The following is a 14,801-nucleotide window of genomic DNA, read 5'->3' on the forward strand; positions in this document are numbered from 1 at the left end:
TTATACCTTACCCAAACGCACAGGTCTATTTTCTTTTAAGGATTGGTTCGCTGCCTCGGCAATTTCCATAGCTCTAAGGCCATCTTCCCCAGTTACGGGCATAGGCTGTTTATTGATAAGGGCATCCACAAAAACCCGAATCTCCTCAAGGTAAGAGCTTTCATAACGATCCATAAAAAAGTTCAAATGACGATCAAAGGTGGAACCGGTTTCTGTGGCAAAGCTTACATTGCTTTTTAGTGGATTGTCCACTTTTATGACCCCTTTGGACCCAAAAACTTCCAAACGTTGGTCGTACCCGTATTTGGTTTCCCGACTGTTTTCTATGGTAGCCATCGCTCCATTTTCAAACTTAAGCAGCACCGTGGCAGAATCAATATCGCCTGCCTCGCCAATGGCGGAATCTACCAGGCAGTTGCCCGAAGCATATACCTCAGCCACTTCGCACCCCATGATAAACCGAGCCATATCAAAATCGTGGATGGTCATATCCTTGAACAAGCCTCCAGATTTTTTAATATAGGAAATGGGAGGTGGTTGGGGATCTCTACTTACAATATGCAGATTACGTAAATCCCCAATTTTTCCATCTGAAATTACTTCCCGTACTTTTGCAAAGTTGGTATCAAACCTTTGGTTGAAACCAATCATCAAGGGAACATTCAAGGCGGAAATTGCAGCAACGGTTTCCCTTGCTTTGTCCAAGGATTTGTCAATGGGTTTTTCGCAGAAAACCGCTTTTCCCGCTTCTGCCGCCTTGACGGCATATGCTGAGTGGGTGTCGCTTGGAGAACTTATGAGTACGGCATCAATTTCGGGATTGTTTAGAAGGATACCAATGTCATCTGATACATTCGGAATTCCTAAGTCATGTGCGAATTTTTGCCCTTCTTTCCCTGGGTTGACTGCGGCCATCAAATGCACGCCTTCAATTTTTCTGGAGAGATTTTCGAGGTGGATTTTTCCCATTCTACCTACCCCGATAATTCCAATATTTACCATGTAATACTGTTTATATAAATATACGTTTCACAGCCTACAAATACAACAGAATTTTGTTGTGAAAACAGGAAAATTCCTTGTAATATCAAGGGCTTGAGTCCATTTTTGACATTGGAATCATATAGCAAACCAATTGGATTTGGAAACGGGACAAATTCCTTGCATAAAATGGACTAAAATCTAGATGGTTTAGGGTAAAATTGATGCTGGATTGGTCCGGTACACCTTCAACATGGCTCTAAAAAATTTATCCTGGTCTATGTAATCTTAGTAATGTTAAATTCTTAAATTTTGGTAAACAAGATGTGTTAAATGCAAAAAAAGTATATAAAAGTGCTAAAAAATGGTAAAGCGCGTGTTTGGTTTTTTCTTTTACTTTGGCTTTAGGATTTTATTGCTGATAGTTTTTTATGTAGCATTTCCGTCATGACCAAACAAACAAAAACGTTCCTCCTACACACTGATGAGGCCCTTTTAAATCGTCTTAAAAATGACGATGAAGGTGCCCTTACGGCCTTTTATGATAGGTATTGGGATGCTGCGTTTTTGGCTGCTTATAACATCTTGAAGGATAAGAAACTTTGCGAGGATGTGGTTCAAGATGTCTTCCTGGATATATGGAACCGTCGGCAAAAAATAAAAATTACTAACACGTTCAAAAGTTATTTCTTTTCCTGTGTACGCTATCAGGTTTTTGCCCAGATTCGAAGAAAGAGCAAAAATGTCCGGGTTGAGGTATTCGAAAACCTTGGGCCACGGGTACATTATGGTTGCCCAGAATCCGAATATTTATACCAAGAGTTGGTAGCCCAAGTGAACAGTAGGGTGGAGCAATTGCCAAAGAAGTGTAGGGAAGTTTACAAGCTGAGCCGGAATGAGCAATTAACACATGCCGAAATCTCGAGTCGCTTGGATATTTCAACCAAGACCGTTGAGAACCACATGACCAAGGCTCTTAAAATACTGAGAAATACCGTGGGAAGTTTTTTGATTCTCATCGGTTTTCATCTCTTTTGATTCCCCTTTCCGCGTCTAATATTTCCCTTTGCATTTAGCCCTTTGAAAAAAAAATGAAAAAAAATTCATTTTTAAATAGGGGATACCTTCCATAATTGACACTATACAATAAAGGCCCATCAGGGGCTAATTGATTCGTATGGATAAAAAGAGCTTTTTAGCCTTATTGGAAAAACATCTAGAGGGAAAAACCACTAAGGAAGAAGAAAGATTTTTACTTAACTATTTCAATAGTTATCAGGAGGATGATTCTGAAAGTTGGCCCGAAGAATTAGGAGATAGACAGGAGTTGAAGGATAGGATGTTGGACCGGTTGACCGAAGGGATGGCAAAGAAATCCAAAAGAAGCATTAAAGCAAAGCCCTTACGGTCCACAAGGTTGCTGAAATATGCTGCCACTGTAGCTGTCGTTTTTGGGGTGCTCTACGTTTTCCAGCATTATAAGGAAACAGGACTGTCCGCTACGCCCCATCCGGACAATTCCAATGCCATAGTTCTGACTTTGGATAATGGTAATGTGGACGTGATTTCTGAGAACGACCAAAAGAAAATTACCGATTCCAAGGGCAACGTGGTGGGGTATCAAAAGGGAAACACCATTGCCTATGAGCAAAAACCAAATTCTAAAGAATTGGTTTACAATGAATTGACTGTCCCATTGGGTAAAAGATTTGATTTGGTGTTGTCAGATGGCACCACTGTAAAAGTCAATGCGGGAAGTACTATAAAATATCCTGTTCAATTTATTGAGGGCAGCCCTAGGGAAGTCGAAGTTTGGGGTGAGGCATACTTTGATGTTATCAAAGATATAAACCATCCATTTTTGGTCAATGCCAACAATATTCAGGTGGAAGTGTTGGGAACCAAGTTCAATGTTTCGTCCTACCCAGAAGATGAGGATATCAGTACGGTTTTGGTGGAGGGATCCGTGAAGTTATCCGCCCGTAATACTGATGAAGTTCGGGGCTCCTTGGTCATAACACCCAACCAAAAGGCATCTTGGAACAAAATAACGGCAGAAATGATGGTGACGGAGGTGGAGACGGACATCTATACCTCATGGATCAACGGAAGAATTGTCTTTAAAAACAGTCCGTTTAAGAATATTCGAAAAAAACTTGAAAGGAGATATAATGTTTCCATAATCAACAACAACACCTCTTTGGATGAGAAATTTTACAACGCTTCTTTTGACATTGAGACCATTGAGGAAGTAATGGAGGCGTTCAAGGAGAATTACGCTATTGATTACACCATATCTAACAATCAGATAATTATTAATTAAAACAAACTTGCATGACCAAAAACTAACGAACCAAAAAATCACAAAATCGGAGGATGGGCCAACATCCTCCGATGGTCAAACGTGATTCAAACTAATGTTAAACCACAATAACGCTATTAAAAGTATGAAAAAAACAACTAATTCGGGTGTGCCGTTATGGGGCATCCCGAAATTTGACCTCAAAATGAAACTGACAACAATTTTGGTAATTGTTTCGTTTTTCCAAATTCAGGCCAGTACATACTCTCAAACCACAAAAATTTCGTTGGACCTAACGCAGGTGAGGGTAGAAAAGGTGTTGGATGAGATAGAACGAAATACCGATTTTAAGTTCTTGGCCGATACCCAGGAAGTCAATCTGGGAAGAATTGTTTCCATCAAAGCAAAGAATGAAAGGATTAAAACAATCTTGGATAGAATTTTCACTGATGGCAATGTCGTTTATTCGATATTGGGCAAACAGATCGTGCTCAAAAGGAACACACAGATCCAAACTGATGACAACAATGCGGTTGTCCAGAGATCCATATCCGGAACCACGGTAGATGCTGAGGGGCAACCGCTTCCGGGGGTTAATGTTATTGAAAAAGGAACAGGCAATGGAACATCTAGCGATTTTGATGGTAATTACACCCTTAATGTGTCCAGTGATTCCGCCACCTTGGTGTTTTCCTATATAGGTTTTGTCACTGAAGAAGTTCCTGTTGGGGATCAGACCACAATCAATGTGACCATGAAAGAAGACGCAGGTCAGTTGGATGAAGTAGTGGTCACCGCATTGGGTATTAGAAAAGACGCTAAAGCACTGGGTTATGCGGTTTCCAAGGTGGATTCCGAGCGAGTTCTTGCCAGTGGATCTCCTGTTAATGCCTTGCAATCACTTTATGGAACCGCTTCCGGTGTGCAAGTGGCCAGTACGGCTAGCGGACCTACGGGAGGTTTTAAAATCAATATCCGTAATGCCGTATCCTTTGACCAGAATTCTACCACGCGGCCTTTAATTGTTGTGGACGGTATCCCAATTTATGATCAAGATACTGGGATTACTCGAAATGCAAGAACAGGAAGGGACAATGGAACGGGAATAAATGATATTAACGCGGAGGACATTGAGTCCATGGAAATCCTTAAAGGGGCAAAAGCCTCTGTGCTTTATGGTAGTGAAGGAGCCAATGGGGTAATATTGATTACTACTAAATCGGGATCCAGAAGTAGGGGACTTGGTATTAGTGCTTCCATGACCACAACCATAGAACAAAGTGCGTTTACACCAGTCCTTCAAGATCAGTACGGAACGGGTCGTAGCGCAAGTATAGATGCAAACGACGACCAAGGCTTTTATATCAATGAAGCGGGCGAAAGGGCTCTAGATGTTAGTGGCCCTGGCTTTGGCCCCAGATATGACCCCAGTGTACAACTTCGCTGGTGGGATGGTTCCCTTCGTCCGTGGCAACCCACAAGAAAGGATGTTTTTGATCAACTTTTTAGAACAGGTAGTCAAAGACTTCTTAATGTTGCAGTGAGTTCGGGTGGAGAAAAGGGTTCTGTTCGTTTTGCATACACCAATATGGATTACAAGCCCATTACAAGAGGTGGAGATTACGACCGAAATACCTTTAGCGTAAATGCTTCTTATAAACTTAATGATGCCATTTCGCTTAAATATGTGGGGAACTATTTTGTGACTGATAACTTAAACGCCTCTTTTGAGGGGTCTGCTGACGCACAAGGTTCCACCTCCGGTCTGGGAGGTTATACCCGTGATGTTGATGTAGATCTTTTGAGGAGGTATCTGGTTACGGAAAATGGATTTAACTTTTTCCGAGGCGAAGATCAGCAAAGGGAATTTATCTCTACAGGGAGACAAACTGTAGTAGGCTCCCTTTGGGATTGGACCCAGAATGAAAGTGAATTTAGACGTATTCACGGTATTCAGTCTTTAACCTTGGACATAACCTTGAGCAAAGTCTTTAGTGCACAAATCCTGGCTGGGATCGATAATACCGATGAAAGAAGTATTTATAAAGGTAAATTGGAAGACCCCAGTTTAATAGGGCCAAATAGTGGCTCAGTGTTCAGGGATCAAAATCGTGAGATCAGAAGGTCCTATATTCAAGGAACACTTAATTTTGATACTCGCTTTAATGACTGGGGCATTTCTGGTCTTGTAGGTGCCATACATAGAGATAATCGCTTTCAGACTAAAGGGGCGGAGCGTATAGGTGGATTTGTAATCCCTAACTTCTTCTCTTTTACCAACCTGCCTTCTGGTCAGCAGCCCAATTACATTAACGATAATGGGCGTGATATACTGTATGGAGTTTTGGGATCTGTCCAGGTAGATTGGAAGGATCAGATTTTTGTTGAGGCGCAGGCACGTCAGGACTGGTCCTCTATCCTGCCACCGAATAACAACAGCTATTTTTACCCAGGTTTAAGTACTACTTGGATTGCTTCCAACTCCTTGAATCTTCCTTCTTTTGTTAAGTTTTTAAAACTGAGGACTTCTTGGGCAGATGTAGGAAGACCAGGACCATTGTACTTTGGTAATGTAAACCTTGGAGTATCGCAATCTGGGAATGGATTCATTCTAAGTCCTCCAAGTTCCCTACCACCAATCGATGCCCAGTTTGTACAAAACCTGAAGCCAGAAAGAAAACGTGAGTTTGAAGCAGGTCTTGAAGCCTACTTATTTGAAAACCAAAGAATAGGTATTGACTTCTCCATATATAGAGCAAATACCTATGATCAAATTATGGCGATTACTGCTCCACCAGGACTTGGGGTAAATACGGTTAGGGTAAATGCAGCTGATGTACAGAACACCGGATGGGAATTGGGGCTTAGGACCAAGCCAATCTTCAACAAGAATTTCCAATGGGGATTGGATATGACCTTTGCGTCAGCCCAGACCAAGGTAAATGGTTTAACCGATGATCTTACTTCCCAATTGTTGTTCGAGAGAAATGGCCTTAACTATGTTGCCGAAGTAGGGGGCGAGTACGGGACGATCATCCAACAACAAGGATTCCGGAACTACATAAACCCATCTGATGACAACGATCCCAATAACGGTGCTCGCATTGTTGAAAACGGTGGAGCTCGTTACGCATACAGCAGAAGCAGCAACAGAAAGGTTGGAAAATTGCTTCCCGATGTTACAGGGGGTGCGTTCAATAGATTTAGCTATAAGAACTTCACTTTAGTGGCCAATATAGATTATTCTTTTGGTGCTACTTTCGTAAGTGAAGCTGAGACATACATGTTGGCCGCAGGAGTCTTGCGGGAAAGCTTACCCTTTAGGGACGCTGCTACAGGAGGTCAAGCCTATTATATAAATGATGAAGGTGCCAGAGTAGCGGGAACAAACCCAGGAACTGGGGCAACTTTTAACGACGGAGTTATATTGGATGGTGTACGCAGCGATGGGACACCAAATACCCAAGTTGTATCCGCCGAGGATTATTATGGGTCATCTTACTTTTCCAATGGTTTCTTCCCGGAAGATCGAATTTTTAAAAGTGATTATATAGCGTTACGTAATGTGTCGTTGGATTATAGGCTTCCCGTTATTGCCCAGAAAATGGGGTTGTCTGAAGCTGTAATCTCTGTTTTTGCCAATAATGTTGCTTATCTGTATAAAGCTGCGCCCAACTCTATTCCTGAAGCGAGCAATGGAACTGGGTGGTCGGCTGGTGCTTTTTCTACCACAGCATTGCCCTTGCAGAGATCGTTGGGATTGTCCTTAAGAGTTAAACTATAAAATTGCGTATTATGAAAAATGTATTAACTAAATTGACTTTATGTGTTCTGGTTTTGGCCACATCTTATAGTTGTCAAGATCAGCTAGAGGAGCTGTACCAAGATCCAGACGGTTTTTCCAAAAGCCAAGCAGATGCAGCCGGAGTAAGTATTATTGCTGGATACTTTACCTCCCAGTTGACCCAAGGATTTTATCTAAGGGGTGATTATGGTGCCCAATATCATCAGATGCGAAGCGGATCTCGTGTAATGGGAACCGGAGTGCAATTGTATTACATGGCACCTGAAGCATTTGGTGTTTCATACACCTTACGTGATGTTGAAAACGATTGGGGATCCAATGGGTTTAATCAATCAGTTTTTAATCAATTGAACAGTAATTGGGTAAAGGGTATCCTTTGGGCTCAAAAGGAGTTCAATAACATTGCTGAAGCGGATCGTACCAAGTTGGATGTACTTTTTATGCGATTGTTGCATGCCTTGAAGGGATATGCCTACCAACGCGGAATTGACGGCTATGACAATGTTCCTTATTTTCAGACGGGATCTGCTGGAGCCTTGGATGGCGAAAGAGCTGAATGGTTGGGTCAAGAGGAAGTGTACCCTATTATAATTGCTGAACTAGGTGAAATTGAGGAATATTTATCCACTTTGGAATTGGATGCTAGCGAACTAAGTGTTTTCCAAAATCAGGATGTTATTTTTAATGGTAGCATTATGCAATGGAGAAAGTATATAAACTCCTTGCGATTAAGATGGGCCATGACCGTTAGTGAACGACTTCCCGACCTCACTACGGCAACCATCAATGAGTTGATAGGGAAACCACTTTTTGACGAGGCAAATGACGTAGCGGGATTAGCGGATATTGCTATTGTTGATCCTGCTCGCTTGCAACGTGAATTAGGAATAACAAGGGCTTTCAGGGAAAGAGCAGATGAATGTCGTGCTCCAAAACGTTATTTGGAAGATACCATGTTTTGTATCCCAACGGAAGAAAGTGTGGAAGTTGAAGGTGAAACCTTGTACTATTTTAGTGGTGATAACGCTGCTGAAGGGCTTGAGAACGGAACAGTGGATCCCAGAATCAAATACGTTTTCTCTTCGGATATCTTAGGACGGTATATCGGTGCTGAAACCAGCTGGGATAATGGTAACGACCCCAATAGTTATTTGAACAAAATAATAAGGACTTATTACATTAACCATCCAATTATGACGGATGTAAATGTTACTGAAGTTTCTTTTGGTTCTGAAGATGGTGACGAGCAGACCATTGCACTCAGTGCAGAATTGGAAGGTACCTTGGTGGGTCGCGAAGCCTTTTTGCTAAATGCTTTCCGTGGGTATCTTACAAGTTCTAGTGATACTAATTTTCAGATTGGTACTGATAATAACATGATTGCAGAATTCAACGTGCGTCCTTTGTACAACTTTGACATTAGATACCCCACCTTGCATGCTGTAGAAACTGAACTTTCATTGGCCGAGGCTGCAGTACGTGGTTTTGGAAATGCAGGATCGGCTCGTGAACATTATGCAAATGCCATTAAATTGTCTTGTGATTATTGGTATGACGTTAATAATGACAACACGTATAGCCAGCAAACTGTACCTGCGTTCCCAAGTAACATGGATCCCTCCCGTATTGAAAGGGATAGACCTACAAAGGAATATGATGCTGCCGCTTTTGCTGAATATGCCGCCCAGCAATTTGATACTATGACAGATCAAGAGAAGGTTCAGGCTATCTTCAATCAATTGCAGTTGCACTACGGTCTATTCAACTTTGAGGTGCCATGGACAGCTGCCCGACGTTTAATAAACTATCTAGGAGATAACCCTGGATCACCTTATGAAACATTTCGATGGAAGGAGCGCTTTTTGTACAATCCCAATATTCAGGCGACAGATCCTGCGGCTTGGGCAATCATTAGCCAAACGGACGATCCCGATATTCCAGTTTGGTTTACCGGACGCGATACTAAATGGAAAAATGTACTTGAATAAAATCTAAACATGATCGAATAGACATCACGAGGCCAAAATGATTAGAACAGTTCCTGTTGTAAGTAAAATTTTGGCTTCTAGTCACGGTCAATAAATAAAACAAACAAATGAAGAGAGTTTTTTATGTCATCCTCACATTGCTTTTGGTAGTTTCTTGTACCAAAGATGATGAAGGATCTATATTCGGAAATGCAAGTGGAGATAATGGCAACATACTATCGGGTATCACCGTAAAGTTGTATTCCGAGAATACAGCCTTGCTCCAACAAACAACAACGGATGCCGAAGGTAACTTCAACTTTACGGGCTTGGATGCGGCCAATTATTATGTGGGTGCTACCATTACTGTTGGTGATGTTGTTTGGGATACAGGTAATACTCCCCAAATTGTGTATGTAGGAGGAGAAGTTGCAAAGGAAGTTGTACTTACCTTGAATCAGAAATAGCGGGCTTACTTTGTTTTAAAAAACTAGCAGTTATTGAAACAGAGTTCGCAACGCATATTGTTTGAGTTATGTTAGTTGGATTGCCGGCCGTTTATGGCCGGCTTTCTTTTTACGGAATATTAGAAAGCTGTAAGTTTTCTGTGAAAAAAAGAAAACCATACGGCAAAAAAACCTTTCGTAGTAAGGGTTTTGTACTCGAGGCGGGTACCGATTTTCATAGGCAGTGGACACAAGTCCTCTTTATGTCACTTTGTTCCATAAAAAAGCCCTTACAAAGTAAGGGCTTCCCTCGCTGTACTCGAGGCGGGACTTGAACCCGCACGGCCACAATGGCCATTGGATTTTAAGTCCAACGTGTCTACCAATTCCACCACTCGAGCTTGCTTGCCAAGGCACGGCTTTGGACTCCAAAAAAAAACTCCACCCGTAAGCACTGAGCGGAGTTGAAGTCGAGCGAAAAACGGGATTCGAACCCGCGACCTCCACCTTGGCAAGGTGATGCTCTACCAACTGAGCTATTTTCGCTTGTAAAGCGAATAGCTTCAGAGCTAAATCTCTTTAAGATTTCATGCTCTACTCCCGATATGCATCGGGAAGCTATTTTCGCATTTTAAAGAACTATGCACCCCTTTTCGCTGGTGCGGATGCAAATTTAATATATTTCTTCAATTCCGAAAGAATTTTTAAGCAAAAGAGATCGCAAGAATTCAAGAAAAATGTTCTACGAACTGGCTGTCTTCTTTTTACTTAACAGCCGTTTAATTTCATTTAACTTCATCAAAGCCTCCACAGGGGTCAAGGTATCAATGTCCAAATGCAGGATTTCTTCCTTGATTTCCTCCAAAAGGGGATCATCCAGATTAAAGAAACTCAATTGCATTTCGTTTTGGGTGGCCTGTAGCTTATCCGTGATTTCCTCGCTGGAATGGGATTTTTCCAGTTTTTTCAGGATTTTATTGGCTTTTTGGATCACCTGCTGAGGCATGCCCGCCATTTTGGCCACATGGATTCCAAAGCTGTGCTCACTTCCCCCGGGAACCAATTTTCTTAGGAAAAGCACATTGTCTTTCAACTCCTTTACCGAAACGTTGAAATTCTTGATACGCTCAAAGGTTGTGGTCATTTCATTGAGTTCGTGGTAATGCGTGGCAAAGAGCGTTTTGGCCTTGGCTGGATGTTCGTGCAAATACTCCGAAATGGCCCAAGCAATGGAGATACCATCGTAAGTGCTGGTGCCACGTCCAATCTCATCCAGGAGCACTAAGCTCCTTTCCGATAAATTGTTCAGGATGGAGGCCGTTTCGTTCATCTCCACCATAAAAGTGGACTCGCCCATGGAAATATTGTCACTGGCGCCAACTCGGGTAAAAATCTTGTCCACCAAACCAATATGGGCCTTGGAAGCGGGAACAAAGCTGCCCATTTGGGCCAAGAGTACAATAAGCGCGGTCTGTCTCAAAATAGCCGATTTACCACTCATATTGGGTCCGGTAATCATAATGATTTGTTGCTCTTCCCGGTTCAATAGCACATCATTGGTGACATAACTTTCACCCAAGGGCAATTGCTTTTCAATAACCGGGTGCCTACCGTCTTTAATTTCCAAAGTGGTGGAATCGGAGATTGTGGGCTCCACATAATCATTTTCACGAGCCAATTGTGCAAAACCACAAAGGCAATCTAACTGGGCCACCAAGTACGCATTTTGCTGCACGGGTGCGATGTATTCCTGCATCCAGACCAACAGCTGTTCAAACAATTGTTGCTCCAATTGGTAAATTCGTTCTTCGGCCCCAAGGATTTTGGCCTCATATTCCTTAAGTTCCTCGGTAATGTAGCGTTCCGCATTGACCAGGGTCTGCTTACGGACCCAACTTTCGGGAACCTTGTCCTTATGGGTGTTCCTAACCTCAATATAATACCCAAAAACGTTGTTGGAAGCTATTTTAAGAGAAGTGATCCCCGTTTGTTCGGTTTCCCGTTCCAGCATTTTATCCAGATAGTCCTTACTGGAAAAAGCCAGATTGCGCAGTTCATCCAATTCGTTGGAGTAGCCTTCCGCAATGGTGTTCCCCTTGGCAAGGTTTACTGGGGCCTCTTCGTGCACCACTTCTTTTATTTTGGTCCGAAGCGCTTCACAGGCATCCATATCCTCCCCAATTTGTTTCAATGAGGGGTTGGAACTTTCCTGGGCCAATTGTTTGATGGGAACCAAGGCTTCCAAAGAATTCTTTAACTGGATTACCTCCTTTGGGTTGATTTTCCCCGTGGCCAGTTTGGAAATCAAGCGTTCCAAATCCCCCATTTGCTTGATCCAATGCTGCAGCTTTTCCAGTTGTGGCTCCTCCGCTTTCAGATGGGCCACCACCTGATGTCTCCTGCGGATTTTATCCTGATTTTTAAGGGGAAGGGCAAGCCATCTCTTCAATAACCGTCCCCCCATGGGTGAAAGGGTTTTGTCAATGATGTCCAACAGTGTTACCGCATTGAGGTTGGTGGAATGGTAAAGTTCCAGATTTCGAATGGTAAAGCGATCCATCCAAACGTATTCTTCTTCTGCTATACGCTGGATTTTGTTGATGTGCTGCAGTTGCTTGTGTTGGGTTTCAGATAAATAATGGAGTACCGCCCCTGATGCCACAATTCCATGGGCCAAATGATCAATGCCAAAGCCTTGGAGGGTTTTGGTCTTAAAATGGGAGTTGAGACTCTCTAGGGCATAATCGTCCTGAAAAATCCAATCTTCCAGAAAAAAACTGTGCAATTGGCTGCCAAATACCTCCAAAAACTCCTTTTTGTGATTTTTTGAGACCAATACCTCGTTAGGGGAAAAGTTTTGCAGGAGCTTGTCCACCTGTTCGGCGGAACCCTCGGAAGTTAGAAATTCGCCTGTTGAAATATCCAAGAAAGACACCCCAAGTTTTTGCCTTCCAAAGTGAACGGCACAAAGAAAGTTATTGTTTTTGGCGGATAGAATATCATCGTTGAGGGCCACCCCGGGTGTAACCAATTCGGTGACTCCCCGCTTTACAATGCTCTTCGTCAATTTGGGATCCTCCAACTGATCGCAAATCGCCACTCGCTGTCCTGCCTTGACCAGCTTGGGCAAATAGGTATTTAGGGAATGGTGGGGAAAACCGGCCAATTCAGTTTTATCGCCCCCATTATTCCTATGGGTAAGTATAATACCCAAAATTTTAGAGGCCTTGATGGCATCCTCCCCGAAGGTCTCATAAAAGTCACCAACCCTAAAAAGCAACAACGCATCAGGATGCTTGGTCTTGATGGTATTGTACTGCTGCATTAAAGGAGTTACCTTTTTCGATTTTGAAGAAGCTGCCAAAGCGCTGTTATTTTGGTTAAAAATGAAGAGGTTGAAACGAATGTAGCTTTTTCAGGCATTCCCCAAAATAATTGTTGATATTTTTGCCACAATAGTTGAAAAATATGAGTCGGAAACTGGAAAACAGGGAATTGGATAGATTGGACCTCGAGGGATTTAAGTCAGCACAAAAATCCCCAATCATACTTATTCTGGACAACATCCGAAGTCTGAACAATATTGGTTCGGTCTTTAGGACAGCGGATGCCTTTTTGGTACAAAAAATCTATTTGTGCGGAATTACAGCGACCCCGCCCCATAAGGACATCCGAAAGACGGCTCTGGGTGCTTCCGAAAGTGTGGAATGGGAGTACCGAAAAGACACCTTGGAATTGGTTGAGGAACTCAGGGTTTCAGGAGTTAAGACCATAGCTGTAGAGCAAGCGGAAGCTGCCATCATGTTGAATGACTTTGAACCCCAATTGGATGCACCTTTAGCCTTAATTTTTGGTCACGAAGTCAAAGGAGTTTCCCAAGATGTAGTCTCCGCCTGTGATGCTGTTTTGGAGATTCCACAATTTGGCACCAAGCATTCTTTAAATATCTCGGTAAGTGCTGGGGTAGTGGTGTGGCATGTTTGGAACAAAATGAATGCCCAAAAAACAAAAAAGCCCTGAAAAATCAGGGCTAAACATATAGTTTGAGTTAGTTAGTTTCTCGATTAGAGAGGTCTAATAAAATAAAACCATTCGTTATATCCAAACATTTTGCAAAAATTCTCCTAAAAATTGAGGCTTAAAATCTGGTTCTCAAGAGCTTGCAAAACCCTCTGATAATCTGAAGAATCGTTTACGAAATCTAAGTCGCTCATATCCAAAATCATACTGTTCTGGTTGGGGTGTCCCTTGATAAAATCCAAATAGCCTTGGTTTATTTTTGCGAGATAATCCGGAGGGATGTTTTGCTCATATTCCCTCCCTCTTTTTTTGATATTGGACAACAATCGCTCCGTATTTTGATAGAGATATAAATAAATGTCCGGTTTTTTGACCTCCCTGTACATAAAGTTAAAAACCTTGCGGTATAACTTAAATTCCTCCTTTTGCAAGGTGATCTTGGCAAAGATCAACGATTTGAAAATATCGTAATCGCTGACCATAAAACTTTTAAAGAGATCAAATTGGGAAGTGTCATCCGTAAACTGCTGGTAGCGGTCTGCCAGAAAGGACATTTCCAAAGGAAAGGCATAACGGGCTTGGTCCTTATAAAATTTGGGTAAAAAAGGGTTGTCCGCAAAACGTTCCAAAACCAACTTGGCATTAAATTCTTCAGCAATCATTTTACAAAGCGTGGTCTTGCCCGCTCCAATATTCCCTTCAATGGCGATGAATTGCAATTGGGAAAACAAATCCAGGCGACTCTTATAGAGTTTATGCTTGGTTTTTTCAAGTTGGTTACGGTCCTTACATTCCTGAAGCAGGTTACGGATGTCCTTGTTCAAAACAGGATGGTACAACTGGGGGGCAATGTCGGCAAGGGGTTTCAAAACAAAATTACGATCTTGCATGCTTGGATGCGGGATGTTTAAGGCAGCATCTTCAACTATTTCTGTGCCGTATAATAGGATGTCGATATCCAAGGTGCGCGATTGGTATCCCGTTTGACTTTTTCTCTCCCGTCCAAAATCCTTTTCCAACTGTAAAAGTTGCTGGAGCAAGTCGGAGGGGGAAAGCTCGGTTTGAACACCAATACACGCGTTGAGAAAATCACCTCCTTCAAATCCCACGGCAGCATTTTCATAAACTGAGGAAACCGCTGTAATATCCCCTACTTTTTTGGCAATTTCCAGCACGGCCTTTTGCAAGTTTAGTGCGCGTTCGCCCAAATTGCTTCCAAGGGATAAATATGCCTGCTGTTTTGGTGCCATAATCAGAAAGGCAAAATAACAAAACAATCC

Annotated in this window: 9 protein-coding genes and 2 tRNA genes; 6 read left to right on the forward strand and 5 right to left on the reverse strand. The window is 42.4% G+C overall.

Annotated features, from left to right (window positions below):
- Positions 1-1,002: an inositol 2-dehydrogenase gene (gene iolG, locus ACO6S0_RS01395; protein ID WP_422350265.1), complete on the reverse strand. Its 1,002-nt coding sequence runs from the start codon at positions 1,000-1,002 to the stop codon at positions 1-3.
- Between the two features lie 426 nt (positions 1,003-1,428).
- On the opposite strand from iolG, the gene ACO6S0_RS01400 reads away from it, so the two are divergent.
- From ACO6S0_RS01400 to ACO6S0_RS01420, 5 genes are all read left to right on the forward strand, one after another.
- Positions 1,429-2,019: an RNA polymerase sigma-70 factor gene (locus ACO6S0_RS01400; protein ID WP_422350266.1), complete on the forward strand. Its 591-nt coding sequence runs from the start codon at positions 1,429-1,431 to the stop codon at positions 2,017-2,019.
- A gap of 139 nt (positions 2,020-2,158) precedes the next feature.
- Positions 2,159-3,304, forward strand: a complete 1,146-nt coding sequence (locus ACO6S0_RS01405) for a FecR family protein (RefSeq protein ID WP_422350267.1) — start codon at positions 2,159-2,161, stop codon at positions 3,302-3,304.
- A 184-nt stretch (positions 3,305-3,488) separates the two neighbouring features.
- Complete coding sequence (locus ACO6S0_RS01410; protein ID WP_422350268.1) at positions 3,489-7,067, forward strand: SusC/RagA family TonB-linked outer membrane protein; 3,579 nt, start codon at positions 3,489-3,491, stop codon at positions 7,065-7,067.
- An 11-nt stretch (positions 7,068-7,078) separates the two neighbouring features.
- Positions 7,079-9,076 (forward strand): SusD/RagB family nutrient-binding outer membrane lipoprotein, encoded by a 1,998-nt coding sequence (locus ACO6S0_RS01415; RefSeq protein WP_422350269.1) that lies wholly within the window; start codon positions 7,079-7,081, stop codon positions 9,074-9,076.
- Positions 9,077-9,183: 107 nt separating this feature from the next.
- Positions 9,184-9,522, forward strand: coding sequence for an SdrD B-like domain-containing protein (locus ACO6S0_RS01420; protein WP_420398679.1), 339 nt, complete (start codon positions 9,184-9,186; stop codon positions 9,520-9,522).
- A 295-nt stretch (positions 9,523-9,817) separates the two neighbouring features.
- Here the strand turns inward: ACO6S0_RS01420 and ACO6S0_RS01425 are convergent.
- The 3 genes from ACO6S0_RS01425 to mutS all read right to left on the reverse strand — a co-directional run bounded on the left by ACO6S0_RS01425 (position 9,818) and on the right by mutS (position 12,826).
- Positions 9,818-9,902 (reverse strand) — tRNA-Leu (locus tag ACO6S0_RS01425).
- 72 nt (positions 9,903-9,974) lie between these two features.
- Positions 9,975-10,047 (reverse strand) — tRNA-Gly (locus ACO6S0_RS01430).
- A 196-nt stretch (positions 10,048-10,243) separates the two neighbouring features.
- Positions 10,244-12,826 carry a DNA mismatch repair protein MutS gene (gene mutS / locus ACO6S0_RS01435; protein WP_422351860.1) on the reverse strand — a complete coding sequence of 861 codons (2,583 nt, stop codon included), beginning with the start codon at positions 12,824-12,826 and terminating at the stop codon, positions 10,244-10,246.
- 143 nt (positions 12,827-12,969) lie between these two features.
- Between mutS and ACO6S0_RS01440 the strand changes: the two genes are divergently transcribed.
- Positions 12,970-13,521, forward strand: coding sequence for an RNA methyltransferase (locus ACO6S0_RS01440; RefSeq protein ID WP_422350270.1), 552 nt, complete (start codon positions 12,970-12,972; stop codon positions 13,519-13,521).
- Positions 13,522-13,625: 104 nt separating this feature from the next.
- On the opposite strand, the gene folK is transcribed toward ACO6S0_RS01440, so the two are convergent.
- Positions 13,626-14,771, reverse strand: a complete 1,146-nt coding sequence (folK, locus tag ACO6S0_RS01445) for a 2-amino-4-hydroxy-6-hydroxymethyldihydropteridine diphosphokinase (RefSeq protein ID WP_422351861.1) — start codon at positions 14,769-14,771, stop codon at positions 13,626-13,628.
- Positions 14,772-14,801: the final 30 nt, after the last annotated feature.

The sequence above is a fragment of the Flagellimonas sp. genome (assembly GCF_965233845.1).
Taxonomy (GTDB): domain Bacteria; phylum Bacteroidota; class Bacteroidia; order Flavobacteriales; family Flavobacteriaceae; genus Flagellimonas.